The sequence below is a fragment of the Devosia sp. Z11_6 genome (assembly GCF_058133665.1).
Window position 1 is genome coordinate 557,974 of the sequence record NZ_JBYUNQ010000001.1, and the last position, 25,751, is coordinate 583,724.

The 25,751-nt window shown below is 62.7% G+C and carries 21 protein-coding genes; 11 read left to right on the top strand and 10 right to left on the bottom strand.

What is annotated here, in order from left to right; genetic code table 11:
* Nucleotides 1-53: 53 nt before the first annotated feature.
* The 3 genes from AC3YMN_RS02615 to AC3YMN_RS02625 all read left to right on the top strand — a co-directional run bounded on the left by AC3YMN_RS02615 (nucleotide 54) and on the right by AC3YMN_RS02625 (nucleotide 3,946).
* Complete coding sequence (locus AC3YMN_RS02615) at nucleotides 54-1,394, top strand: sensor histidine kinase (protein ID WP_489888819.1); 1,341 nt, start codon at nucleotides 54-56, stop codon at nucleotides 1,392-1,394.
* Nucleotides 1,395-1,405: 11 nt separating this feature from the next.
* Entirely contained in the window at nucleotides 1,406-2,323 is a 918-nt protein-coding gene (locus AC3YMN_RS02620; protein WP_127753793.1) for a diacylglycerol/lipid kinase family protein, read from the top strand.
* 174 nt (nucleotides 2,324-2,497) lie between these two features.
* Nucleotides 2,498-3,946 (top strand): sensor histidine kinase, encoded by a 1,449-nt coding sequence (locus AC3YMN_RS02625; protein ID WP_489888820.1) that lies wholly within the window; start codon nucleotides 2,498-2,500, stop codon nucleotides 3,944-3,946.
* A 31-nt stretch (nucleotides 3,947-3,977) separates the two neighbouring features.
* On the opposite strand, the gene AC3YMN_RS02630 is transcribed toward AC3YMN_RS02625, so the two are convergent.
* The 6 genes from AC3YMN_RS02630 to AC3YMN_RS02655 form a co-directional block, all read right to left on the bottom strand.
* Nucleotides 3,978-4,418 (bottom strand): hypothetical protein, encoded by a 441-nt coding sequence (locus tag AC3YMN_RS02630; protein ID WP_489888821.1) that lies wholly within the window; start codon nucleotides 4,416-4,418, stop codon nucleotides 3,978-3,980.
* A 4-nt stretch (nucleotides 4,419-4,422) separates the two neighbouring features.
* Nucleotides 4,423-4,800, bottom strand: coding sequence for an ElaB/YgaM/YqjD family protein (locus tag AC3YMN_RS02635; protein ID WP_489888822.1), 378 nt, complete (start codon nucleotides 4,798-4,800; stop codon nucleotides 4,423-4,425).
* A 201-nt stretch (nucleotides 4,801-5,001) separates the two neighbouring features.
* Complete coding sequence (locus AC3YMN_RS02640; RefSeq protein WP_127753789.1) at nucleotides 5,002-5,160, bottom strand: DUF3309 family protein; 159 nt, start codon at nucleotides 5,158-5,160, stop codon at nucleotides 5,002-5,004.
* 47 nt (nucleotides 5,161-5,207) lie between these two features.
* Nucleotides 5,208-5,375, bottom strand: a complete 168-nt coding sequence (locus AC3YMN_RS02645; protein WP_164854853.1) for a hypothetical protein — start codon at nucleotides 5,373-5,375, stop codon at nucleotides 5,208-5,210.
* Between the two features lie 217 nt (nucleotides 5,376-5,592).
* On the bottom strand, nucleotides 5,593-8,946 hold the full coding sequence (locus tag AC3YMN_RS02650; protein ID WP_489888823.1) for a transglutaminase family protein: 3,354 nt from the start codon (nucleotides 8,944-8,946) through the stop codon (nucleotides 5,593-5,595).
* A 113-nt stretch (nucleotides 8,947-9,059) separates the two neighbouring features.
* A complete protein-coding gene (locus AC3YMN_RS02655; protein WP_172123908.1) occupies nucleotides 9,060-9,827 on the bottom strand; it encodes a FadR/GntR family transcriptional regulator in 768 nt (255 codons plus the stop codon).
* Between the two features lie 409 nt (nucleotides 9,828-10,236).
* Between AC3YMN_RS02655 and chvE (AC3YMN_RS02660) the strand changes: the two genes are divergently transcribed.
* The 4 genes from chvE (AC3YMN_RS02660) to mmsB all read left to right on the top strand — a co-directional run bounded on the left by chvE (AC3YMN_RS02660) (nucleotide 10,237) and on the right by mmsB (nucleotide 15,366).
* Nucleotides 10,237-11,310: a multiple monosaccharide ABC transporter substrate-binding protein gene (chvE, locus tag AC3YMN_RS02660; RefSeq protein WP_489888824.1), complete on the top strand. Its 1,074-nt coding sequence runs from the start codon at nucleotides 10,237-10,239 to the stop codon at nucleotides 11,308-11,310.
* Between the two features lie 111 nt (nucleotides 11,311-11,421).
* Nucleotides 11,422-12,486 (top strand): multiple monosaccharide ABC transporter substrate-binding protein, encoded by a 1,065-nt coding sequence (gene chvE, locus AC3YMN_RS02665; RefSeq protein WP_489889186.1) that lies wholly within the window; start codon nucleotides 11,422-11,424, stop codon nucleotides 12,484-12,486.
* 124 nt (nucleotides 12,487-12,610) lie between these two features.
* Nucleotides 12,611-14,143 (top strand): multiple monosaccharide ABC transporter ATP-binding protein, encoded by a 1,533-nt coding sequence (gene mmsA, locus AC3YMN_RS02670; protein ID WP_489888825.1) that lies wholly within the window; start codon nucleotides 12,611-12,613, stop codon nucleotides 14,141-14,143.
* Complete coding sequence (gene mmsB / locus AC3YMN_RS02675; protein WP_127753783.1) at nucleotides 14,140-15,366, top strand: multiple monosaccharide ABC transporter permease; 1,227 nt, start codon at nucleotides 14,140-14,142, stop codon at nucleotides 15,364-15,366. Before mmsA ends, mmsB begins: the two co-directional genes overlap by 4 nt.
* Nucleotides 15,367-15,806: 440 nt before the next feature.
* Here mmsB and AC3YMN_RS02680 read toward each other — a convergent pair whose 3' ends face one another.
* The 4 genes from AC3YMN_RS02680 to sseA form a co-directional block, all read right to left on the bottom strand.
* Nucleotides 15,807-18,935, bottom strand: a complete 3,129-nt coding sequence (locus tag AC3YMN_RS02680; RefSeq protein ID WP_489888826.1) for an efflux RND transporter permease subunit — start codon at nucleotides 18,933-18,935, stop codon at nucleotides 15,807-15,809.
* A gap of 19 nt (nucleotides 18,936-18,954) precedes the next feature.
* Nucleotides 18,955-19,923 carry an efflux RND transporter periplasmic adaptor subunit gene (locus tag AC3YMN_RS02685; protein ID WP_489888827.1) on the bottom strand — a complete coding sequence of 323 codons (969 nt, stop codon included), beginning with the start codon at nucleotides 19,921-19,923 and terminating at the stop codon, nucleotides 18,955-18,957.
* A complete protein-coding gene (locus AC3YMN_RS02690; protein WP_489888828.1) occupies nucleotides 19,920-20,075 on the bottom strand; it encodes a hypothetical protein in 156 nt (51 codons plus the stop codon). The genes AC3YMN_RS02685 and AC3YMN_RS02690 overlap by 4 nt, the downstream gene beginning before the upstream one ends.
* A gap of 261 nt (nucleotides 20,076-20,336) precedes the next feature.
* The gene (sseA, locus tag AC3YMN_RS02695) at nucleotides 20,337-21,167 is read right to left on the bottom strand and encodes a 3-mercaptopyruvate sulfurtransferase (protein ID WP_489888829.1); all 831 of its coding nucleotides are present in this window, start codon (nucleotides 21,165-21,167) and stop codon (nucleotides 20,337-20,339) included.
* Between the two features lie 353 nt (nucleotides 21,168-21,520).
* On the opposite strand from sseA, the gene AC3YMN_RS02700 reads away from it, so the two are divergent.
* From AC3YMN_RS02700 to AC3YMN_RS02715, 4 genes are all read left to right on the top strand, one after another.
* Nucleotides 21,521-22,789, top strand: a complete 1,269-nt coding sequence (locus tag AC3YMN_RS02700) for an ABC transporter substrate-binding protein (protein WP_489888830.1) — start codon at nucleotides 21,521-21,523, stop codon at nucleotides 22,787-22,789.
* A 155-nt stretch (nucleotides 22,790-22,944) separates the two neighbouring features.
* Nucleotides 22,945-23,862 (top strand): carbohydrate ABC transporter permease, encoded by a 918-nt coding sequence (locus AC3YMN_RS02705; RefSeq protein WP_489889188.1) that lies wholly within the window; start codon nucleotides 22,945-22,947, stop codon nucleotides 23,860-23,862.
* Nucleotides 23,862-24,707: a carbohydrate ABC transporter permease gene (locus AC3YMN_RS02710; RefSeq protein ID WP_489888831.1), complete on the top strand. Its 846-nt coding sequence runs from the start codon at nucleotides 23,862-23,864 to the stop codon at nucleotides 24,705-24,707. The genes AC3YMN_RS02705 and AC3YMN_RS02710 overlap by 1 nt, the downstream gene beginning before the upstream one ends.
* 12 nt (nucleotides 24,708-24,719) lie before the next feature.
* Nucleotides 24,720-25,727, top strand: a complete 1,008-nt coding sequence (locus tag AC3YMN_RS02715) for an ABC transporter ATP-binding protein (RefSeq protein WP_489888832.1) — start codon at nucleotides 24,720-24,722, stop codon at nucleotides 25,725-25,727.
* Nucleotides 25,728-25,751: the final 24 nt, after the last annotated feature.

Consider the following 25,751-nt stretch of genomic DNA (forward strand, 5'->3'; position numbering starts at 1 on the left):
TGAGTCAGACCGGAACGGTCGTATCGTCGCGCGGATCAATACAAAGGCTGGCCGTGTTTGCCTCGCTGGCTCTGGTCTTGTTGGCCGCGGCGGCTGCCCTTGTGATGATGCAGGGCATTGATCGGCAACTGCGCGACGTGATCGACACCTATGAGGTGCGCAACCAGGCACGTGAGCTCACCAACGCCCTGGCGGAGGCGGAAAGCAGCCAGCGCGGCTATCTGCTCACGGGCGATGTAAGCTTCGTTGATCCTTATCGCCGGGCGAGTGCTGCAATTCAAACCCGAATGCTCTCGCTGGCTGCGCTGACCAAGGATCGCCCGAACCAGGCCGAGCGGATGGCGCTAATCGCCTCCGAGATCGCGATGCGCACCGCTGAAATGGAACGCAATGTGCAACTGGTGCGGACCATGCGGGCCGATCAGGCGCAAGCGCTCACCCAAACCGGCATGGGGGCACGGCTGATGGATTCGGTTCGCGAGTCGCTCGAGCAGTTTATCCGCGAGGAAAACCAGCGGCTGGGCGAGCGTAACCGCGCCATTGATACGTCGCGGCGCTGGCTGGTGGGTGCGGTGATTACCGCCTTGGCGGCAGCGGCGATCCTGGCTTATTCGCTGTTTAGCAGATCGCAGCGCATGGTCGTGTCGCTGGCCCATGGCCAGTCGGCGCTGCAATCCCAAAACGAGGTACTCGAAGGGCATGTGCGCGAGCGCACCCAGGCGCTGGAAGAAGCGCGCGCGCATGCCGAACATGAACGGCAGCGCGTGGAGGCGCTGCTGCAGGACACCAATCACCGTATCGGCAATTCCCTCGCGACGGTATCGTCCATGCTGGGGCTGCAGATGCTGCGCTCGAAATCGCCGGAGGTGCAAAGGGCGTTGGAGTCGGCTCGTTCCCGGGTGCACGCCATTGCGTCGGCGCATCGACGGCTGCGCTTGGGCGACGATCTGGAAACTGCCCGGGCCGATGAGTTCATGGAAGCGGTGCTTGATGATCTCAAGCTGACCGCCGCCAATGCAGGGGTGGTCCATATCGAAGGGGATGTGGAGCCCTTCGTGATTGGAGCGAGGGATGCCACCACGATCGGCATCCTGGTCGGCGAACTGGTCACCAATGCCCTCAAGCATGCTTTCCCGGAAGGGCAGGGTGGCACAATCTCGGTGCGGCTGCGGCGCTCGGAGGATGGCGTGCCCACGCTCGCGGTGGCTGATGACGGGGTGGGCATTGCGCCGGATCAGGACCTGGGCGAGGGTGGGCTCGGCAGTGTGATCGTCAAGCAATTGGCCGCACAGTTTGGCGGCGTGCCGGTTTACGAGCGGCGCGAAGAAGGCGGCATGAAGATCTCGGTGCCGCTGCCGACGATAGACTCTGCCGAAAACCCGACACACAGCTAAGAGGGCTGGGGATGCGCATCATTGCCGTGCTGAACCGCGATGGCGGTACGCTGCGCACCATGGACCTTGATGCCTTCAGCACTGAGGCAATCTCGATTTTTGCCGAGCACGGTCATTCCCTCGAGTGCCGGGTGGTGGGTGGCAAAGCTGTCCAGGGTGAGCTTTGGCGCGTGGCGGAAACGCCGGGGGTCGACGTCATTATGGCCGCTGGTGGGGACGGCACGGTTTCTGCAGCGGCGGGGGTGGCCTTTGCCACCAAGGTGCCACTGGCGGTACTTCCCGCCGGAACGATGAACTTGTTTGCCCGGTCTCTCAAAGTGCCGCAGGACCTGCATGAAGCGCTTGAGGCACTTGCTGCGGGAACTATCGGGCAGGTCGATGTTTGCAGCGCCAATGATCGCGCCTTTGTCTACCAGTTCAATGTGGGCGTCCATGCCAGGCTGGTGCGCATTCGCGAAGACATGGTTTACCGGAGCCGGCTGGGAAAGATTTTCGCCAGTCTGCGGGCCGTGGCCGCGACCGTAGTGCGGCCCCCCAACTTCGAAGTGGATCTGCATACGCCCACCGGCAGCCAGCGGCGGCGCGCGTCGGGCATTGTCGTTTCCAACAATCCCATCGGCTCGGGCCCGCTGCCGCATCCGGATCAATTGGATGCCGGCCTGCTGGCCGTTTATGTCGCCGAACCCATGTCGAGCTGGGCCCTGCTCAAGCTGGTAGTCGATGTTTTTCGCGGCACCTGGCAATCAAGTCCGCTGGTTACCTCCACCCTGGTCGAGGAAGCGGTGCTGCATTTTCCCAAACGCAAGCGCGGTGCCCATGCTGTGATCGATGGCGAGTTGATCCGGCTGGATAAACTGGTAAAACTGCGGGTTCATCCCGGCGGCCTGCCGGTGCTGCTGCCGCAGCCGGCGATGCAGGTTCCCGAATGATTGCAGAATATTGGCAACCAAATACCACCCTGGTCGTTTGGTTGGGTTGATGGATGTGCGGCCTTGTCGTTGCACCATTTGCCGCAACCGGTAACGGGACAAACATTGGCAGATAATCAACGCTCTCTTCCTTCTCACGTTCGGCAAGTTCTCGAAGAGCCTGAACGACTTGCAGTGCTCGAAAGCCTTGAGTTGCTGTATGGCGAACCCGACGCCGATTTCGATCGCCTCACCCGCATTGCTGCCAGAGTGTTTGGAGCCAAGTTCGCGCTCCTGCCGCTGCTTGACGCTGAGCGGCAATGGTTTCGCTCCTGTTTTGGCGTGGATGACCTGCAAGGCAGCGAGGTGGAGGCCTCCTTTTGCGCCTATACGCTAGCCGAGCCAGGATCCGAGCCGCTCGTCGTGCTCGACACCGCGGCCGATCCGCGCTTCGAGAATAATCGCTTCGTTGTGGGTTCGCCCAAGGTGCGCTTTTACGCTGGCGCGCCGGTGGTGGTGCGGGGGCAGCGCCTGGGTTCGCTTTGCGTCCTAGACACCCAGCCACGCTCCGAGATTGACCCCGATCAACTCGCGCAACTGGTCGATCTGGCGGGCGTGGTCTCCAGCCTTTTGTCGCTCAAGGATGAGGCGCGGGTGCGGGCGCGCACGGCTGCAGCATTGATCCGGGAGGAATGGCGCCACGCCTTGACGCTGGAAGCCGGCAAGGTGGGCAGCTGGGTTTGGGATGTGCCGAGCGGGGAGATCACCTGCAACGATACATTCCGGCGCATGTATGGATTGCCCGATAACGAGGCGATCGATGCGCAGCAGGTGTTGGACGCTCTTCATGCCAATGATCAGGAGCGCTTGCGCGAGGAGATCAAGGGTAGCCTCGAGGAAGGCGCTGACTTCAATGTCGAAGCCCGCTCAGCGGATGCGACGCGCTGGCTGGCGATGCGCGGTCGGGTTTACCAGCGCGACGCTGATGGTCGGCCCTTGGTGCTGATGGGTGCCAGCACCGACATCTCGGAAAACAAGCTCAGTGCCGACAATACCAGGCTGCTGCTGCGTGAGCTCAATCACCGGGTCAAGAATACGCTGGCGATGATTCAATCGGTAGCACGCCAGACCATCCGGCAGAACCCGGATCCGCAAAGTTTCATCGAGGCATTCTCGGGCCGGCTGAAAACCATCTCGGACGCCCATGTGCTGCTCGCCAATCGTGATTGGTCGGGCGTGACCATGTATGAGGTGATCGGCTCGCAGTTCGGCCCGCATTTTCTGGAGGAGCCGGACCGGGCCAAGGTCGAGGGTGAGAACATCATGTTGCCGGCCGACCATGCCCTGGGTCTAGGGCTGATCCTGCATGAGCTGACCACCAATACCCATCGCTATGGCGCCTGGGCGAGCGAGAACGGGGTTGTCGATATTGTTTGGGAGATCACCGATACGCCGGTGCGCGGCTTGTCGCTGAACTGGCGTGAGCGGGGCGGCCCCAAAGTCAGCAAGCCCACAGAATATGGCCTGGGGGCCCGACTGATCGAACGGAGCCTTGCCAAGGTGCTCGACAGCAAGGTCGATCTCAAGTTCAACCCGGCTGGCGTGGAAGCCAGCATCTGGATGCCGCTGCCCGAGGAAGTCTGAAGCGCGACGCCAGGAGCGTCGCGCTTGGTGCTTATTCGTCGGTGCGCTTGCCGCGCCGGCGGCTGAACAGGAAGGTTGCGGCAGCGGCTGCCGCCGGCAGGGCGATGTTGCGTAGGGCCGAGGACCTCCACAAGGCAGGCAAGGCCGTCACGGTCGCGCTGGTGACAAAGGCGCTGGCCTCGGCAGCCCGCCGCTTTTCCGCCTGTTCGCGCTCGCGGCGGGCGGCGCTAACCTGGATCACGATGAAGGTGGCGAAAGCCAGCACGATCGCTACCCCGGCGCAGATCAAGGCTGCGGGCACGGCGCCCAGCCAATCGGCCAGGGCCAGATAACCCGCGATCAGCAGGAAGCCGAAAGCGATCAGCCCGAACAGGCCCATTATCGCGTAAGCAATAATGGCCTGCCGGACACGACCGGTTATTGCCTCAAGCTCGATGCCGAGCAGGGCCGCAAGCGGCACGAGCATGTTCATGCTGTTAGTGCCGGCTCAGCAGCGCCAGGATGAAGCCTACACCCAAGGCGCTTGCCACGGCGGTGAAGGGCTTTTCACGGATGGTCTGCTTGAGGCTTTCCTCAAGCGCCCCGGCCTGATCCTGCACTTCGTCCAGAGCGTTCTGGCCGCGGCGCTTGAGGCGGTGCATCTCGGTTTCGGCGATGCCGCGCGCTTCGGTGACCTTTTCGCCGGTCAGCTGGGCCAATGTTGCGGCAATATCGCGAATATCGTTCTGGAGCTGGCTGACCTGCTGCTCGAGCTGTTGCTCCTTGGAGGCCGCGGGGATTGCGTCTTCTGCTGCTGAGGCCGCGCCGACTTTGCGGACGCCCGGGGGAAGATCAGTGCTGGTAGTGTTGGCCATGATGAGGCGGTCCTTCTCTGGAGTTGACGATTACGGGTTGATCCGGTGTGCGGCCCGCTGAAATGGGAAAGACACCCCGACGCGACAAGGCATCGGGGTGACAGGGCAAGCGCGGGAGGGGGCTTCCCGGCTCGCAAGGCGCGTCCTGCTTGAGCAGAGGCCAATTTCATTGGCTGCGCCATATTGGTTGAACTGGGAGGGTTAGACCCGTCCCATCAGCACCAGGATCAGAACGATCACGAGGATCACGCCGAGGATGCCGGAGGGGAAGTAGCCAAAGCCGCGCGAATAGCCCCAATTGGGCAGCGCGCCGATCAGCAACAAAATGAGGATGATGATGAGAATAGTGCCTAACGTCATGGGAACTCTCCTTTAAGTGACGCTAAAGTTCCGATCGCCGCTGGCCGCTAAAGAATGGCGAGCATCAAAGCGGCAGCGACGGTCAAGATAAAGAACGCAGGCGACAAAGCTTTAAGCACGTCGGAATAGTGAGTCTCCCCATCATAGCCCTCGAGTGACCATGCCGGTGCCCTGTGGCGTGCATGCTCGCTCAAGTTGCGGACAGAATTGTTCACGATGCCCTCCATGTGAAAGCCAGGTTTTCCAACAGGTCGACTGGCAATCACGCTTTGTTGTGCGTGATCAAATAACGGCGATGGAACGACTTGGTTCCGGTGATCTCCTCTCCGCCCTAGCCAGAAGGATTTACGTGCGGTTCAGCTGGCGCCTCAGATGGCTTATGATAACCAGCTAGCGAGCAGCCCTGTTGTCGTTCAGCGTGCGAGAGCGTGCTCAGTTCAGATTGGCGGGGCGGCGCAAGTCCAGTGTCAGCGGAAATTCGTCGGCTGGTTGTTCCTCGTGCAGTGCAAAGCCGCCAGCAGTGTAGTTGCCGGGCACGAACCGGGCGAGGCGGCGCGCTTCAGCCTCGTTGCCGTTGACGGGGAAAGTGTCGTAGTTGCGCCCGCCGGGATGAGCGACGTGATAAACGCAGCCGCCGACGGGACGTCCGGTCCAGCGATCATAGATGTCGAACACGAGGGGGGCGTTTGGCTCCAGTGTCGGGTGGAGCCCCGAGGCAGGTTGCCAGGCCTTGAAGCGTACCCCCGCAACCGCCGTGCCGGCGGCGTCGGTTTTGCGCAGGGGCAGGGGGCGCCCGTTGCAGCACACGGCGTAGCGGTCAGGATTGGTACCTTCAAGTTTCACCTGAAGCCGTTCAACCGATGAATCAACAAAGCGCACCGTGCCGCCAATTGCACCCTGTTCGCCCATGACGTGCCAGGGTTCCAGCGCTTGGCGAAGTTCAAGGCGCAGGCCCTCGTATTCCACCTCGCCGCAGAAAGGAAAGCGGAACTCCAGTTGAGCGGCGAACCAGGCGGGATCAAGCCGGAAGCCGTGGTGCTCAAGGTCGGCCAGAACATCAAGGAAGTCCTGCCAGATGAAGTGGGGCAGCATAAAGCGGTCATGAAGCGTCGTGCCCCAGCGTACAAACTTGCCCTCTAGCGGATCGGTCCAGAACCGGGCGATCAACGCGCGGATCAGCACCTGCTGCGCGAGGGACATGCGGGCATTGGGGGGCATTTCGAAGCCGCGGAATTCCACAAGGCCTAGCCGGCCGGTCGGACCGTCGGGAGAGAACAGCTTGTCGATGCAGATCTCCGAGCGGTGGGTGTTGCCGGTGACGTCGGTCAAGAGATTGCGGAACAGGCGATCCACCAGCCAAGGCCGTGGCGCCGGCTCGCCCGATGCCGGGTTCGGCACCTGCGCCATGGCGATTTCGAGTTCATAGAGGCTGTCATGGCGCGCCTCGTCGAACCGGGGCGCTTGGCTGGTTGGTCCAATGAAGAGGCCCGAGAACAGGTAGGACATCGCAGGATGGCGCTGCCAATGGAGCACGAGGCTCTTGAGCAGATCCGGACGCCGCAGGAAGGGGCTGTCCTCGGGCGTAGCGCCGCCCACAACAACGTGGTTGCCGCCGCCAGTGCCGGTGTGGCGACCGTCGATCATGAACTTGTCGGCGCCGAGGCGGGAATGGCGGGCTTCCTCGTACACGGCAGTCGTGGTGGCGACGCACTCATCCCAGTTATTGGCGGGATGGATGTTGACCTCGATCACGCCGGGATCGGGGGCAACGCGGATGACGTTGAGACGTGGGTCGGTTGGTGGCCCGTAGCCCTCGAGGTGCACGGGTTGGCCGACTTCGCGGGCTGCGGCTTCAGTGGCGGCAACGAGTTCCAGATAGTCCTCGAGGGTTTCCACCGGCGGCAGGAAGACGCAAAGCCTGTTGTCGCGGATTTCGGCGGTGACTGCAGTGCGCACCTCCCCCTTGATTTCGCTGATCACCTGCTCGGTGCGATCCTGCTGCTCGCCGGCGGCGGTGAACTCGGCGGCCGTTTGGGCGCGCGGATCGGCGGAAAGGCCGGGATGGGCGGCGTGGGGCAGGATAGTGTGGGCTGGCGGCAGTGGCCCACGGGGGGCGCCGGGGTCCTGCGCCACCACATGGGGATAATCGACTGGCTTGAGATGGGGCAGCGAAGACAAGGGCAGGCGATAGCCAGCGGGGCTGTCCCCTGGAGCCAGGAACAGCTTGCCGCGCCGCGTCTGCCATTTCTCAGTCAGCCAGGGGCTGGAAGCCTGTGCATTCCAGCGCTGCACCGGCAGCACATAGCCCGTGGGATTGGTCAGGCCGCGCTCGAACACAGTGGCAATGCGGGAGCGCGCTTCGGGGTCCGCGAGCTCGGAATTGGCCGGGTCGACATTGGGCGGCAGATTGGCTTCCTTGAGCAGCCATTCGCCCGGGTCCTCGTAAGCCGGCGCAATGGTGTCGCCGGATAGCCCCAGATGTCGGGCGAAGGCCGCAAGGAAGGCTTCGGCGTCGCCCAGCTTGGCGGTGGTGGCTACTCCCTCGCGAGCGATGAGGTTCTCATCCTGCCAGACCGGCTGGCCGTCGGTGCGCCAGTAAAGCGAGAAGGTCCAGCGGGGCAGGGTCTCGCCGGGATACCACTTGCCCTGACCATAATGCAGCAGGCCTGTTGGGGCGAAGCGCTGGCGCAGGCGCCGGATCAGGTCATCGGCCAGGGCGCGCTTGGTCGGCCCGACCGCTCCCGTGTTCCATTCCTCGGCCTCGAAGTCGTCAATCGAGACAAAGGTGGGCTCGCCACCCATGGTGAGGCGGACGTCATTTGCCGCCAGAACGGCGTCGACTTGATGGCCCAGCGCATTGAGCTCGTCCCAAGCGGCATCCGAGAACGGCTTGGTGACGCGGGGATGCTCGGCGACGCGGTCAACGCGCATGTCAAAAGCAAAGTCGACCTCGGCATAAGAGGCAAGACCCGAGATCGGGGCGGCGTTGCGGTAATGCGGTGTGGCCGCCAGGGGGACGTGACTTTCGCCCGTGAGCAGGCCCGAAGTGGGGTCAAGACCGACCCAGCCCGCACCGGGCAAATAGACCTCGCACCAAGCATGCAGATCGGTGAAGTCGCGGTCCGTACCGGCGGGGCCATCAAGGGACACGAGATCGGGCTTGAGCTGGATCAGGTAGCCCGAAACGAAACGGGCAGCAAAGCCCAAATGGCGCAGGATGTTGACCAGGAGCCAGCTGGAATCGCGGCAGGAGCCGCGGGCATTGCCCAGGGTTTCCTCAGGACTCCAGACGCCGGGCTCCATGCGCACGATGTAAGCGACGTGTTGCTGGAGGCGCGCGTTTAGCCCGGTGACGAAGGTCACCGTGTTGGTGGGCGATCGATCGATGCCGGCGAGGAACTGTTCAACCAGCGGGCCAATAGGTTCGGCCTTCATGTAGATGGCCAGGTCGTCGCTGATGTCTTCGGGATACAGGAAGGGCCAGGTTTCGGCGCGCTCTTCCACGAAGAAGTCGAACGGATTGTAGACCGTCATGTCGGCCACAAGATCCACCTCGATCTTGAGCTCGGTTACGGGTTCGGGGAAGACGAAGCGGGCGAGGAAGTTGCCGTAGGGGTCCTGTTGCACATTGACGAAGTGGTTCGCGGGCGACACCTTGAGTGCGTGGCTGAGCACCTTGGTCTTGGAATGCGGCGCTGGCTGGAGCCGGATGATCTGGGGCTGCAAATAAACGGGGCGGTCATATTTGTAGTGCGTGAGGTGATAGACGGCAGCTTTGATCGACATGCGGTTGCGTCGCTCGCTTGGGTGAAATCCGGGTCGCCTGGCGGCAGCCTAGTCCCCTTTGACCGCAGCCGCCAGCACTGCCGATAACGCGGTCGGGCGACGCAAGCTCCTCTTTACAAACGTGGAGTTTGTGGCAGGGCCATTGTCAGAGCCGCACGCATGTCGCGCTCTGTGTCCTTGAGGTGCAGGCGCATGGCTTCCCCGGCGGCGCGGCCATTGCCTGACTTGATGCATTCAAAGATACGCTCATGGTCGGCAATGGTGTTCCAAACGGTGTGGCCGCGCCGCTGATGGCCGCGCTGGCTGACGGTGAAGCCTTCGCGCAATGCCGGGGCCATGCCCTCGAACAGATAGCCGAGCACGCGATTGCCGCTGGCCAGCGCCACGGCTTCGTGGAAGGCCAGGTCATGGTCGTTGAAGCAGACCTCGTGGGTCTCCGCTGCGGTTTCCGACTCCCCCGCGGCATCGCGCATTCCTTGCAGGGCGTGCTCGATGGCCGCGGTGCCGGCCCGGGACGCGCGCTTGGCCGCCAGGGTTGCTGATTGCACCTCAAGGGACATGCGCACTTCCATGAGGTCAAACAGGCCCTTGGGATCGTAGCGCAACACCGAGGTGAGGAAATCGGTGAAGGCGGCGCCGTCCGGCTCGCGCACAACGGCGCGGCGGCCCTTGGCGATCTCGAGCAGACCCCGGCCTTCGAGCAGCTTGACTGACTCGCGAATGGTCAAGCGGCTCACCTGGTAGCGCAATGCGAGTTCGGCTTCGCTGGGCAGGCTTGTGCCGGGGATCATCTCGGTCAGGATCTGGCGTGCGAGGTGATCGGCCACGACACTGGCGGCGCTGCCCCCCTCAGGGGAGTTCCCATCCGTTGCGATGCTCAACTTTCCTCCTGCCTATCTGATAGGTCGACATAGATTGCATTGCTTCGAATGCTTTTTGGCCTCGGCGCACTGGCGGGCGGGCGGACGGTATCGTCAAGCAAGAGCGGCCGCAACCGGGCGGCTTGTTGAACTTTGGCAGGGTAGGGGGAGCGCGCGGGAAGCAAAGTCGCTTTACAGTCTTATCTGATTAAACTAGCTTCCGCGACGTGGGCTTGGGAGGGCCGCGGCTGCAACAGCGGCTGCCGGGAGAGGAATCAATGCAACGCAAATTGCTGCTGCGCCGGGGCGCCGCCGAGGCCTGGTTCGCTCCGGTTCGGCATGCCTTGAGCAGCCCGCATTCGTGGGGCGCCGCCCGCCCCCAAGCACCAATGCTTATTCTTGCATACTGAAGATCATAGGGAGTCGAGACGTGAAGCTTGCCAAATCTCTTGCAACCTTGTTGACGGTCAGCGCCGTGGCGCTGGTCAGTTCGGCAGCGGTTTTTGCCCAGGACAAGGGTGCCATCGGTATCGCCATGCCAACCCAGTCGTCCTTGCGCTGGATCTCGGACGGCAATGAACTCAAGGCCGCGCTCGAGGCCAAGGGCTATACCGTCAATCTGCAATATGCCGAAGACGACATCCCCAACCAGCTCGCCCAGGTCGAGAACATGGTGACCACCGGGGTCGAGGCGCTGGTTGTCGCGTCGATCGACGGCACGACGCTGTCGAGCGTGCTGCAGCAGGCGGCTGACTCGGGCATCCCGGTCGTTGCCTATGACCGGTTGATCCGCGACACGGGCAATGTGGATTACTACACCACTTTCGACAACTTCCAGGTCGGCGTGCTGCAGGCCAATTCGATCCTCAAGGGTCTCGGCTATCCCGAGAATCCTGGCCCGTTCAATATCGAGCTGTTTGGCGGCTCGCCCGACGACAACAATGCCTTCTTCTTCTATGACGGCGCGATGAGCGTGTTCCAGCCGCTGATCGACAAGGGTGACCTGGTGGTCAAGTCCGGCCAGCAGGGCATGGAAACCGTTGGCACGTTGCGCTGGGACGGTGCGGTGGCGCAGGCCCGCATGGATAACCTGCTGTCGAGCACCTATTCGGATGGTTCGCGCGTCGACGCCGTCCTGTCCCCCTATGATGGCTTGTCGCGCGGCATCATCTCCTCGCTGCGCGGCGTGGGCTATGGCTCGGCCGATCAGCCCTGGCCGATCATTTCGGGCCAGGACGCCGAGGCTCCCTCGGTCAAGGCGATCATTGCTGGCGAGCAGTATTCCACTGTCTACAAGGACACCCGTGAGCTGGCCCGCGTGACTGCGGACCTGGTGGAAACCGTGCTGACTGGCGGCACGCCCGAAGGTCTCGACACCACGACTTACGAAAATGGCGTCAAGCTCGTGCCCTCGATCCTGCTCACCCCCTATGAAGTCGACAAGTCCAACTACCAGGAACTGGTGGTGGATTCCGGCTACCTCAAGGCTGAAGATCTCCAGTAACTGCCGGGCTTTTCGTTCTCGCCCGGACGAGGAATGACTGCGCTGGCGGAGCAATCCGCCGGCGTTCTTGCAAAAGTTCTTTGCTCCACAGGGATGCGATACATGACATTTTTGAAGACCTTCGCCAGTGTTCTGGCGGTGAGCGCCGTGGCAATGACGGCCTCGAGCGCGGCCTTGGCCCAGGACAAGGGCACGATCGGCATTTCGATGCCCGAGCAGACCACGCTGCGCTGGATTTCCGATGGCGCCGAGCTCAAGGCCGCGCTTGAGGAAAAGGGCTATACGGTCGACCTGCAATATGCCGGCGACGACATTCCCAACCAGCTCGCCCAGATCGAAAACATGCTCACCACGGGCGTTGATGCCCTGGTGATCGCCGCGCTCGATGGCACGACGCTGTCGGCCGTGCTGCAGCAGGCGGGCGAGTCCGAAGTAGAAGTGTTCGCCTATGACCGCCTGATCCGCGACACCGGGAATGTGGATTATTACACCACCTTCGACAACTTCCAGGTGGGCGTGCTGCAGGCCAATTCGATCCTCAAGGGCCTCGGCTATCCCGAGAAGCCCGGCCCGTTCAATATCGAGCTGTTCGGCGGCTCGCCCGACGACAACAATGCTTTCTTCTTCTACGACGGCGCGATGAGCGTGTTCCAGCCGCTGATCGACAAGGGGGACCTCGTCGTCAAGTCCGGGCAGACCGGCATGCAGACGGTTGGTACCCTGCGCTGGGATGGTGCCACCGCCCAGTCTCGCATGGATAACTTGCTGTCCAGCGCTTATTCGGACGGCACCCGCGTCGATGCCGTTCTGGCACCCAATGACGGGCTGGCTCGCGGCATCATCTCGTCGCTGCGCGGCGTTGGTTATGGTTCGTCCGACCTCGCCTGGCCGATCATTTCGGGCCAGGACGCCGAGGCTCCGTCGGTCAAGGCGATTGTTGCGGGCGAGCAGTACTCGACCGTTTACAAGGACACCCGTGAATTGGCCCGCGTCACCGCGGACCTCGTGGAAACGGTTGTTTCGGGCGACACGCCTGAAGGCCTCGACACCACCACTTACGACAATGGTGTCAAGGTCGTGCCCTCGATCCTGCTGACGCCATATGAAGTGGACAAGACCAACTATCAGGAACTGCTTATCGACTCGGGCTATATCAAGGCCGAAGACGTCCAGTAATCCTGCAAACCAAGGACTGGGCCCCGCATTTGTTTGCGGGGCCTTTCCCGTCACAAAGGCGTTGCTTGCCGGACCCGGTAGAACCAAGCTAAGCGCCGCGCTACGGAGCGTTAGAGACAAGACGATGACCAAGACCATTCTGGAAATGCGCGGCATCACCAAGACCTTTCCGGGGGTCAAGGCGCTGCAGGATGTGAACCTGGATGTGCGCGAGGCCGAGATCCACGCGATTGTGGGGGAAAACGGCGCGGGCAAATCCACCCTGATGAAGGTGCTGAGCGGGGTTTATCCTGCCGGCAGCTACGATGGGGAGATCATTTATCAAGACAAACCGGTTGCCTTCAAAACGATCCGCGACAGCGAACATGTGGGTATCGTCATCATCCATCAGGAGCTGGCGCTGGTGCCGTTGCTCTCGATTGCCGAAAACATCTTTCTGGGCAATGAGCAGGCAAAAGCGGGGGTGATCGACTGGGATGAGACGCGCAATGGCGCGCGCAAGCTGTTGTCCATGGTCGGGCTCAAGGAAGATCCCGATACGCTGGTCACCCATATCGGGGTGGGCAAGCAGCAGCTGGTCGAGATTGCCAAGGCGCTGTCCAAAGAAGTCAAACTGCTGATCCTTGATGAACCCACCGCGAGTCTGTCCGAGAAGGACAGCGCGGCACTGCTTGATCTTCTACTGGAGTTCAAGGCGCAGGGGATTACTTCGATCATCATCTCGCACAAGCTCAACGAGATCGCCCGCGTCGCCGACCGGGTCACGGTGATCCGGGATGGGCGCACCATCGAGACGATGGATCGCGCGGATATGTCGGAAGACCGGATCATCGCGTCCATGGTGGGCCGCTCGCTCGAGGATCGTTATCCCAAGCGCGAACCGAAGATCGGTGAGGTGCTGCTCGAGGTCAAGAATTGGTCGGTTTACCACCCGCTCCACAGCGAGCGGCAGGTGATCAAGGGGGTCAACCTCAATGTGCGCAAGGGCGAAGTGGTGGGCATTGCCGGGCTGATGGGGGCCGGGCGGACCGAATTCGCCATGAGCCTTTTTGGCAAGACCTATGGCCGCAACATTTCGGGCGAAGTGTTCATGCATGGCAAGAAGGTGGATACCTCCACCGTCCGCCGGGCAGTGGATGCCGGGATTGCCTATGCCACCGAGGATCGCAAGACCTATGGGCTGAACCTGATCGACCACATCAAGCACAATACGACGCTCGCCAATTTGCCGGGCATCTCGCATGGCGGGGTGATCGACGACATGGCCGAGATGAAGGTCGCCAACGATTATCGCAAGATGACCAATATCCGCTCCTCGAGCGTGTATCAGATCGTGGGCAATCTTTCGGGCGGCAACCAGCAGAAGGTCGTGCTCAGCAAGTGGCTGTTCGCCAACCCTGACCTGCTGATCCTCGACGAGCCCACCCGCGGCATCGATGTTGGCGCCAAGTATGAAATCTACACGATCATCAACAAGCTGGCCGACGAGGGGAAGGGCATTCTGGTCATCTCCTCGGAAATGCCCGAGCTGCTGGGGATCTGTGACCGTATCTATGTGATGAATGAAGGCCGCATCGTTGGCGAGCTCGCCGGGAGCGAGGCAAGCCAGGAACGAATCATGCGCTCTATCGTGCGTGCAGAAGGAAAAATCGCATGACCACCGAAACCGTACCGCAGGTACCGAGCACCACTTCTTCGGCGCGCTCCGTACTCCAGGCCAATCTTCGCGACTACGGGCTGGTCGTCGCGTTGCTGGCCATCATGGTGTTCTTCCAGATCACCACCAATGGCACGATGTTCCGGCCATTGAACCTGACCAATGTGATCCTGCAGAACTCCTATATCGTGATCATGTCGCTGGGCATGCTGCTGGTGATCGTCGCTGGCCATATCGATCTGTCGGTGGGCTCGGTCTCGGGCTTTGTCGGCGGTCTCGCCGCGATCATGATGGTGCGCTGGGGCATTCCGCCACTCGCCACCATGGTGCTGTGCCTGGCGGTTGGTGCTGCCATCGGCGCGGCACAGGGCTATTGGATCGCTTATCTCAAGATCCCGTCCTTTATCGTGACGCTGGCGGGCATGCTGGTGTTCAAGGGCCTGGTGCTGGCGCTGCTGGGCGGCGCTTCGGTCGGGCCGTTCCCGGTGGAGTTCCAGCTGCTGAGCGCCGGCTTTGTCCCCGACATCATCGGCCCCATCACCATCCCACAGGGCGATGGCCCGCCGCTGGTGCTGCACACGACGACGCTGGTGATCGGTATCCTCGTGACGCTGGCCTATGTGTTCACCAGCCTGCGCAGCCGCAAGCGCCGCCAGGAACATGGCTATGAGGCCGAGCCATTTGCCGTGTTCGCGGTCAAGACCGCGGTGTTGGGTGCGCTGATCCTGTTCTTCTCGTATCTCCTGGCCTCCTATCGCGGCCTGCCCAATGTGCTGATCGTGATGTCGATCCTGATCGCGATCTTTGTGTTCGTGACCAAGCGCACGACACTGGGGCGGCGCATCTATGCGCTGGGCGGCAACAGCAAGGCGGCGCAGCTTTCGGGCATCAAGACCGAGCGGCTGACCTTTTATGTGTTCGTGATCATGGGTATGCTGGCGGCTCTTGCCGGGCTGATCTTTGCGGCGCGCCTCAATACCGCGACCCCCAAGGCAGGGCAGGGCTTCGAGCTCGACGTGATCGCGGCCGTGTTCATCGGCGGCGCCTCGGCCCTGGGTGGCGTGGGGCAGGTGGCAGGGGCCGTGATCGGCGCCTTCATCATGGGCGTGATGAACAATGGCATGTCGATCATGGGCGTCAATATCGACTGGCAGCAGGTGATCAAGGGCCTGGTGCTGCTGGGTGCCGTGGTGTTCGACGTTTACAACAAGAACAAAGCCTAAGCGCCTGTTCGCAGATTCAAATCTGGCCGCCGGAGCAATCCGGGGGCCTTTTTGTTTACAGGGTTGGGATGTGCCGAATCTCCGCTCGACCAAGGGTCAGCGGCTGCGACATGGGGCAAGGATCGCCTCGGTGCCGGTCGTCCGGCGAAAGGGTATAGGTGAAGCAAGCCTTGCCCCATGCTATCCCGGAGACTCTATGGAAAGGACCGTCCTCGGCTTAAGCCCGTGCCGAAAGCAAACCCGGGGGCTCAAATCGGGTCACAGATCATCCTTTAAACCACAGGACATGGAGCGACCCCCATGCCATCCGGCCTCCCCATGCCGACCGTTCGTCGCGACCGCGCAGTTGCGCATGAAGATGGGGCAACAATAACCGAGCTTTTGGCACCGGGGATAAGTTGGTCGGCCGCCACGGGGCGACCGACGCGCTCGGTGCCCGCTTACTCTGCCGGGACCGGTGCCGCCGGGGCGTTGGCGGCGTCGAGTTCGCGCTCGAGGCGCGCTTCCTGTTCGGCCTTAGGCTTGCTGAAGCGGGCCAGCAGCAGATAGGCCACCGGCGTCAGGTAGAGCGTCGAAATGGCGGCGAAGCTGAGGCCGCCCACCATCACCCAGCCAAGCGCCGTCCGCGCTTCGGCGCCCGCGCCGCTGGCCAGCACCAATGGCAGGCCGCCGATGATGGTGGCGATCATGGTCATCATCACCGGACGCAGGCGGATATTGGAGGCTTCCTCGATCGCCTCACCCACGGACCGGCCCTCATCACGCAGCTGGTTGGCAAATTCAACAATCAGAATGCCGTTCTTGGCCATGATGCCGACCACGAGGACGAGCCCGATCTGGCTGAAGATGTTGAGACTGCCTCCCGTGGCCAGCAGGGCGTAGAGCGCCGCCGCAACGCCAAAGGGCACCGTGGTCATGACGATAATGGCGCTCCACAAGCTTTCGAACTGCGCCGCCAGCACCAGAAGGATGATGACAAGCGCAAAGCCGAAAGTGAGGAACAGGCCGTTATTGGCTTCACCCAGCGTCTTGGCTTCGGCAAGGGGCAGGATGGCGGTGCCCTCGGGCAGGATCGGGCGAGCGATTTCCAGCAGCCGAGTATAGGCGTCGCCGAGCGCCAGGCCGCCATCTTCAAGGCTGGCAGTGACTGTCACTGCGCGCCGCTGCTGCTCGCGCCGCAAGGTCGGCGGCACCGCCGACTCAGTAATGGTGGCGATGGTCGACATGGGCACATAGCGGCCCTGGCCGGTCTTGACGAAGAGGGTTTCGAGGTCGCGCGGGTCGTTGACCGGATTGCTGGTGGAGAGCATCCGCACGGTGTAGCTGGTGTCCTCAATGAAGACTGTGCCCACATCGGTGCCGTCGATCATGGCCTGCATGGTGGTGGCAAGGCCGTTGATATCGATGCCGAGCGCGTCAGCCCGTTCACGGTTGACCGACAAGGTGAGCTGGGGCTGGGTCGTATCGAAATTGACGGTAACGCGACCGAAGCGCCCGTCTTCCTCGAGCCTGTCGCTGATGGTTTCGGCCGTGTCGGCCAGCACATCATAGTTGGAGCCGACCACGGCAAATTGCAGGCCCGAGCCGCCGCCGCGGATGCCAAGGCTGTTGCCCTGACCGACCGAAGCGCGCACGCCGGGAACCTGGGCCATCAGGGCATTGATGTCGGCCGCGATTTCGGCCTGGCTACGTTCCCGTTCACCCCAGGGGGCAAGGGAAAGAGTGAGCGAGCCGCCATTGCCCCAGCCGGAGAGCACAAAGATCGAGCGGATTTCGCCATTGTCGACAAAGGGCTGCAGCATGGACTCGATGGTCGTCATCTGGCTGCGCACATAATCGAGGCTGGCGGTGCTGGGGGCCTGCACGCGCAGGGAAATCTGCGAGCGGTCCTCGGGCGGGGTGATCTCCTGACGCAGATTGCCATAGACGTAATAGGACGAGGCGGCAAAGAGCAGGGCGACGAGCACGACCACAAAGGGGTTGGCGAGGGCGAGCTTGAGGGTGCGGTTATAAAGACGGGCAAAGAAGCGCCCGATGCCGCCGATCAGACCCTTGCGGGGTTGATCGGTATGCGGCTCGGCCTTGAGCAGGCGCGAGGCGATCATGGGGCCAAGCGACAGCGCCACTACCGAAGACAACAGCACGGCGATCGCGAGAGTGAAGCCGAATTCGCGGAACAGTCGCCCGGTCTGGCCGGCAAGGAATGACAGCGGGATGAACACCGCAGCAAGGGTCAGTGTGGTGGCGACCACGGCAAAGAACACTTCCTGGGTGCCCAGGACGGCGGCGGCGCGAGGTCCAGCGCCCATCGCCTTGCGGCGGACGATATTTTCCAGCACCACGATGGCGTCGTCGACCACAAGGCCTGTCGCCAGAACGAGCGCGAGCAGCGTGATGATGTTGAGCGAGAACCCGGCGAGGTAAATGCCGGCCACAGCGCCCAAAAGGGCGATGGGCATGGAAAGAGCGGGCACGATGGTGGCGCGCCAATCGAGCAGGAACAGATAGATGATGGCGACAACCACCAGTAGCGAGACGATGAGGGCAATCTGCACCTCATGCAACGCGCCTTCGATGAAGACCGCATCGTCGCTGGAAATCTTGACGTTGACGCCTTCGGGCAGGGTCTGGTTGAGCACCTCGACGGCGGCATGAACGCCTTCCGAAATCTCGATGGTGTTGGACTGGGCCTGGCGCACAATGCCCAAGCCGATGCCGGGCTTGCCGTCGGAGCGCAGCGACGAAGTGCTGGCGGCGGCGTCGAAGACGACAGTCGCGACATCGCCCAGCGTCGTCTTGCCCGAGATGATGATGTTCTCGAAGTCCTCCGGTTCGGTGACTTCGGAGAGGGCGCGCACGGAAATATTCTGGTTGGGGCCATTGATGGAGCCGGCGGGCGTATCAAAGGCAATGGTGGAAACGGCGTTGCGGATGTCGGCGACGGTGAGCCCAAGGCTGGCGAGCTTGACGGGATCGACATCAATCTCGAACGCGGTTTCGCGCGTGCCATAGACCTGCACTTCGGCCACGCCGTTGACGGCGGCGAGGCGCTCGGAAATCACGTCCTCGACCAGCTGGCTCAGCTCGCCTACCGGGACGATATCGGACGTGACCGCAAGCTGGATAACGGCTTGGGCATCGGAGTCTGCCTTGAAGATGGTGGGGTCATCTACCCCGTCGGGCAGGGAGCGCGTCACGCGGCTCAGGGCATCGCGGACATCGGAGGTCGCGACATCGAGATTGGTGCCGTCAGTAAATTCCAGGGTAACGCGGCTGGTATTGGTGGAGGAACTCGAGGAAATGGCGGTGACGCCCTGAACGCGCGCCACGGCGCCTTCTACAACCGCGGTGACCTCGCGATCAACGGTTTCAGCGGCCGCGCCCTCAAAGCGGGTGGAGATGGACAGGACGGGCTGCTCGACGCTGGGCAGTTCGCGCACTTCGGCGCCCAGCAGCGCGGCAAGGCCGGCCACGACGATGAGGGCATTGATCACCATCGCCATGACGGGGCGGCGCACAAAGAGGCCGGCGAGGGTGCCGCCGCGCTGGTTTTTTGCTGCAATCGACATGGGCAAACTCCTTTGCGGGCTAGCTGGCCGACGCGGCCTGGGGCTGTTCGCCCCCGGTGCCGTCGGGCCCTTCAAGGAGCGTCACCTGAGCGCCTTCGCTCAGCTGCAGCACGCCTTCGGTGATGATGGCGTCGCCCGGCTCCAGATCGGCCCGGACCAAAACGCCGTCACTGTTGCGCTGGACGATTTCGGCAGACACACGCACGGCGCGGCCCTCGACATATTTCCAGACATAAGAGCCCTCGGTGGACCACAGGATCGCCAGCGGATTGACGGCTGGATAGGTTTCGCCGGGGAAGCGCAGGGCCACCTGGAAAGACATGCCGGGGCGGAGGGTGCCGTCCTCATTGGGAATTTCAGCCTGGACCTGGAGCGTGCGGCTGGCGGGATCGACGCGATTGTCGAGGGCGCTGATCTCGCCTTCAAAAGTGCGGCCCGGCACGGCGAGGGCAGATACGGTGATCGGCGTTCCTGGCTGGACGATGCTGGTGTAGCGCTCGGGCACCCAGAAATCGACGCGCACCGACGCGATGTCATCAATGGTGGTGACGCTGGTTTGTGCGCCGACATAATTGCCGGGGGTGACCTGGATCAATCCGACGGTGCCGCTGATTGGGCTGGTAATGGTGCGACGGGCGAGGGCCAGTTCGGCATTGCGCACCTCGAGATCGGCATTGGCCGCGGCGAGCTGGGCGGCGGTGAGGGCGGTGTTGGCCACGACATTGGAGCTGGCGAGCCCTTCGGTGCGGGCAAGGGTCGCGGCGGCATCATCGGCGGCGAGGCGGGCGCGGTCCAGGGCAAGCTGTTCGGCATCGGCTTCGAGGCGGGCGATGACGTCGCCGGCTGCCACTTCCTGGCCGGGCGCGACCAGAACTTCGGTCAGCGTGCCGCCGGCGGAGGAAACCACGGTGACGGAGCGCACGGCGGTGCCTTCGCCGATGGCGCTGAGCGTGTCGTTGATGGTGGCAAGGGTGACCCCGGTGGTCACGACATTGGTTTGGCGACTGGCGCCGCGCGGGCCGCCTGGGCCGCGCCCGCCCGGACCTGAACCAGGGTTTGCGCCAGGGCCGGCCGCTGGTCCGCGGGGAGCGCCATCAGGGGCGCCAGGAGCGCCGCCCGGGCGCCCGGCTGGCGGGGCATTTGCAACTTCCTGGGTGGAGCCAAAGGGCAGGGCGATGCCGTAGGAGGCCAGGGTTTGTGTGGCGCCGGGGGCGAAAAAGACCCATGCCAGGGCCGCAGCGGCTAAAATGATCACCGATGCCAGAAGTTGCCGTATCAAGCTGATTTAATCCCATTCACCTAATGCGCGCGAAGGAGCCGCAGCGCTGCCGGTTGCAGCATATCAGCCTTGGTCCCCCCTGCGCACGTTACAATGCCGTTAATTAACCATGGAGCGCCGTTTCAGGCGATCGGAGCATCGGGATTGGCGCCCCATTCGGTCCAGGAGCCGTCATAAACCGACACATCCTTGGCGCCGGCGACCTCAAGCGCGAGCGCAAGGGCAGAGGCGGTGATGCCCGAGCCACAGGTGGTGATGATGGGGCGGCTGAGATCGATGCGGCGCTCGGCAAAGAGCTTTTGCAGTTCGGCCGGCGGGCGCATGGCGCCACCTTCGGTCAAAAGGCTCGCGGGCACATTGACGCTGCCGGGGATATGTCCGCCGCGCAGGCCCGGGCGCGGTTCAGGCACTTCAGCATGAAAGCGCGCCGCCGGCCGGGCATCGATGATCTGCGCTTCGCGGTCGCGGCTGCGCGCGGCGACAGTGCCGAAATCAGCCACGCGGGCTGGGTCGAGCCGGACCTCGAAGTGTTGCGACTCACGGTGCACAGGTCCCGAGTCCATTGGCCGGCCCTCAGCACGCCACTTCGGCGAGCCGCCGGAGAGCAGGAACACATTGGGGGCGCCCATGGTCTTGAAGGTCCACCAGACGCGGGGGGCGGTGGCCATGCCGAGCTGGTCGTAAACAACGATGGTCATGGTGTCGGAAATGCCGAGCTCACCCACGGCGCCGGCAAAGGCGGCCGGGGCGGGGAGCATATGGGGCAGGTCGGTGTCCTTGTCGGCGATGGCATCGATGTCGAAGAACACCGCGCCCGGCAGATGGGCCTCAAGATATTCGGCCCGCGGATCGCGCACGGAGCCGGGCATATGCCAGGAGCCATCCACGATCACCAGATCGGGATCGCCGAGATGCTCGGCCAGCCAGTCGGTTGAAACGAAGTGGTTATCCATTGTTCGGCTCCTTGCTTGTCGCGGGGGCACCATGGCGCGCGCGCGCGGGCGCGTCAAACGCGCAGCGCCGTATCTGCGCTGGCAAGTGCGCGCCGATAGCCGGCGCAAGCGGCGGGCAATACACGCGGATTTGTCCCCGTTCTTGTCAAAAGACAGGCGGCGGGCGAATTCAGGTGGCCGCTGCTTGACAGTATAGGGGGCCTCTGGTTGTCTCCTAGGGAAGGCGCTTTGGGAGAGTGTTGGGGCAACCAACCAACTGAAGCCTGAGGGGAATGCTGGCAGCGCCGCCCGGGAAAGGCGCGCTTGTTGGCCGGGTTCTTCCTCGATCACGTGTTTCATTCGGGAGGATACCAATGAAGATCAACAAGCTGATGGCCGGTCTGCTGGCAAGCGTCACCCTGGTGGCCAGCGCCGCCCAGGCGGCGGAGCTGTCCATCGTTTCGGGCGACACGGGCACGGGGCTGGCATTCCTGCAGACCCAGCTGACCGAGTTCACCGAGCAGACCGGGCACACTGTGACCATCGTACCGATGCCCTCATCGACCACGGACCAGTTTGGCCAGTACCGGCTGTGGCTGGCGGCGGGCAACAGCGACATCGATGTCTACACCACCGACGTGATCTGGGCGCCTCAGTTGGCCGACCAGTTTCTCGACCTGAGCGAGGCGGCGGCCGGGGTTATTGGCGATCACTTCCCCTCCATCATCGAATCCCAGTCCGTGGACGGCAAGCTGGTGGCCATGCCCGGCTATACCGACGCGCCGGCGCTGTATTACCGCAAGGACCTGCTGGAAAAATACAACAAGGAAGTCCCGGGCACGTGGGCCGAGCTCAAGGCCACTGCACAGGAAGTGATGGATGGCGAGCGCGCCGACGGTAACCCCGACATGTTCGGCTTTGTGTTCCAGGGCAATGCCTATGAAGGGCTGACCTGCAATGCGCTGGAATGGGTCAAGTCCTTTGGCGGCGGGCAGATCGTGGAAGCCGACGGCACCATTTCCATCAACAACGAGCAGGCGGTGGCCGCGCTCGAGGAAGCTGCCAGCTGGATCGGCACGATCTCGCCCGAAGGCAACCTTGCTTATGGCGAAGAAGAAAGCCGCGGCGTCTGGCAGCTCGGCAATGCCGTGTTCATGCGCAACTGGCCCTATGCCTATGCGCTGGGCAACGGCTCGGACTCCAGCATTGCGGGCAAGTTCGATGTTGCTCCGCTGCCGGCAGGCGAAGGCCCCGAAGCACGCTCCGCGGCCACGCTGGGTGGCTGGAACTATGCGGTGTCCAAATATTCGCAGGACCCCGATGCAGCCATTGAGCTTGCGATGTTCCTGAGTTCGCCCGAAGTGCAAAAGGCGCGGGCGATCAACCAGTCGCAGCTGCCCACGATCGAAACGCTCTACGACGATGCGGAGATCGCCGAAGCCTCGCCGATCATCCCGAACTGGAAGGAAATCTTCCAGAATGCAGTGCCGCGTCCATCCGCGCCCACCAAGGCGAACTACAACGAAGTGTCCTCCATGTTCTGGAGCGCGGTGCACAATACGCTGTCGGGCAATGGCTCGGCCGCCGAGAACCTTGAACTGCTCGAAGTCGATCTGAGCGATCTGCAGGGGAGCGGCTGGTAAGCGATTAGTCGCGCTCCCCGACAACGCGGTGCGGACGGCAGGATTGCCGCCCGCACTGACGCCGGGGGCGAACAACAGGGCAGGAGCAGCAGATGGCTACCGATACCCTGGCGGCGCCAGTCACCGCGGCCAGACCCAAGATCCAGTCTCAACTGATGCAGCAGCGCCTGCGCGCTGCTCGCTGGTTTCTCCTGCCCATGCTGGCCGCCCTGGCGGTGGTTGCGGGCTGGCCCTTGCTGCGCTCGATCTATTTTTCCTTCACCGATGCCTCGCTCAACGACCTCTACGGGGCCGAATGGGTGGGCTTTCGGAATTACCTGCAGATCCGGACGCTCGAAAGCGGGCGCACGATCTATCGCGGCCTGCTGGTCGATCCGGCCTGGTGGAATGCGGTGTGGAATACGGTGCGGTTTGCGGTGATTTCGGTTTCGGCCGAAGCGGTGCTCGGCATGCTGGTGGCGCTGGTGCTCAATGCCGAGTTCAAGGGCCGCGGCATTGTGCGCGCGGCCATTCTGATCCCTTGGGCGATCCCGACCATTGTTTCGGCCCGGATGTGGGGCTGGATGCTCAACGATCAGTTCGGGATCATCAACGATCTCGGCATGAAACTGGGGCTGTTGAGCCAGAAGGTCGCCTGGACCGCCTCGCCCGAAACGGCGATGACGGCGGTGCTGATCGTGGATATCTGGAAAACCACGCCTTTTATGGCCCTGCTGATCCTGGCGGGGCTGCAGATGATCCCGCGGGACATCTATGAGGCTGCCGAGATCGATGGCGTGCATCCGGTCAAGCAGTTCTTCCGCATCACGCTGCCGCTGGTGCGGCCGGCGCTGATGGTGGCAATCATCTTCCGTATTCTCGATGCCCTGCGCATTTTCGATCTGATCTATGTGCTGACGCCCAACAGCGCCGCCACCAAGACCATGTCGGTGCTGGCGCGGGAGAACCTGTTTGAGTTCGACAACTTTGCCTATGGCTCGGCGCAGTCGACCTTGCTGTTCCTGATCATCGTGCTGTTCACCATCCTTTATATCTGGCTGGGCCGGGTGAACTTTGATGGGGGAGACCGCTGATGCATGCCGCCATCAATCCCTGGAAGCTGTTCAAGCAGGTGCTGTTCTACCTGGCGGTGGCGGTTATTGTCGTCGTGTCGGTGTTCCCGTTCTATTACGCGATCCTGACCAGCTTCAAATCGGGCACCGATATTTTCCGGGTCAGCTATTGGCCAACTTCGTTCAGCCTGCAGAACTACCAATCGGTGTTCAGCTCGGGCAGCTTTCCGCGCAATCTGCTCAACTCGGTGTTTGTCGCAACGGTCACGGTGCTGCTGGCGCTGTTCCTCGCGGTTACGGCTGCTTATGCGCTTAGCCGGGTGCGCTTCCGCGGGCGCAGCTTGCTGCTGATGACGATCCTCGCGGTATCGATGTTCCCCCAGATTGCCGTGCTGGCCGGGCTGTTCGAGGTGATCCGCAGCCTTGGCATCTACAACACGCCATGGGCGCTGATTTTTTCCTACACGATCTTTACACTGCCCTTTACCGTTTGGGTGCTGACCACCTTCATGCGCGACCTGCCGGTGGAGATCGAGGAAGCGGCGATCGTGGATGGGGCGACGCCCTGGGTGATCATCACCCGCGTCTTCCTGCCGCTGATGTGGCCGGCGCTGGTGACGACGGGGCTCCTGGCCTTCATCAGCGCCTGGAACGAGTTCCTGTTCGCGTTGACCTTCACCTCATCCAACAATACCCGCACTGTTCCGGTCGCCATTGCGCTGCTCTCGGGTGGTTCGCAGTTCGAAACGCCCTGGGGGCTGATCATGGCCGCTTCGGTGATCGTGACGGTGCCGCTGGTGGTGCTGGTGCTGATTTTCCAGCGCAAGATCGTCAGCGGGCTCACCGCCGGCGGCGTCAAAGGCTAGGAGTGTTCCCAGATGGCTAGCATTGAGCTTCGCAATATCCGCAAGGCCTTTGGCGTGGTGGAGGTGATCAAGGGCGTTGACCTGCAGGTGCGCTCGGGCGAGTTCATGGTGTTTGTCGGGCCCTCGGGCTGCGGCAAATCCACCTTGCTGCGCCTGATCTGCGGACTCGAGGACATTACCTCGGGCGAGATGCTGTTTGATGGCGAGGTGGTCAACGCGCTGGCCCCATCCAAGCGGGGCATCGCCATGGTGTTCCAGTCCTATGCGCTTTATCCGCATATGACGGTCTACGAGAACATGGCCTTTGGGCTGACGTTGGAAAAGGGCAAGGGCAAGGAAGAGATCCGCCAGCGGGTGGAGCGGGCCGCTGATATGCTGCAGATTCGGCCCTATCTCGACCGGCTGCCCAAGCAGTTGTCGGGCGGGCAGCGCCAGCGCGTGGCGATCGGGCGGGCGATCACGCGCGATCCGCGGGTGTTCCTGTTTGACGAGCCGCTCTCGAACCTCGATGCGGCGCTGCGCGTGGCGACGCGGATCGAGATCGCCAAGCTGCACGAAGAGATGAACGACGTCACCATGATCTATGTGACCCATGATCAGGTGGAAGCGATGACGCTGGCCGACCGCATCTGCGTGCTGCGTGACGGGATGATCGAGCAGGTGGGCACGCCGATGGAGCTTTATGAGCGGCCCGATTCCATGTTCGTCGCCGGGTTTATCGGTTCGCCCAAGATGAACTTCCTCTCCGGGGAACTGGCGGCGCCCTTTGGCGCCAAGACGGTGGGCATTCGGGGCGAACACATCATCATCAAGCCCAGCGAGGGGCTGTGGACCGGCAAGGTGATCCATACGGAAAACCTGGGTGCCGACAGCTATGTTTATCTCGAAATGGGCACCGAAGAGCCCGTAGTGGTGCGGCTCGATGGCAGCAACAGCTACCATTCGGGCGAAACGGTGCATATCAGTCCGATGGACGACAAGATTCACCGCTTCGATGCCGCGGGCAAGCCGATCCGGTGAGGGCGCCGCTCGACGGCAAACGGC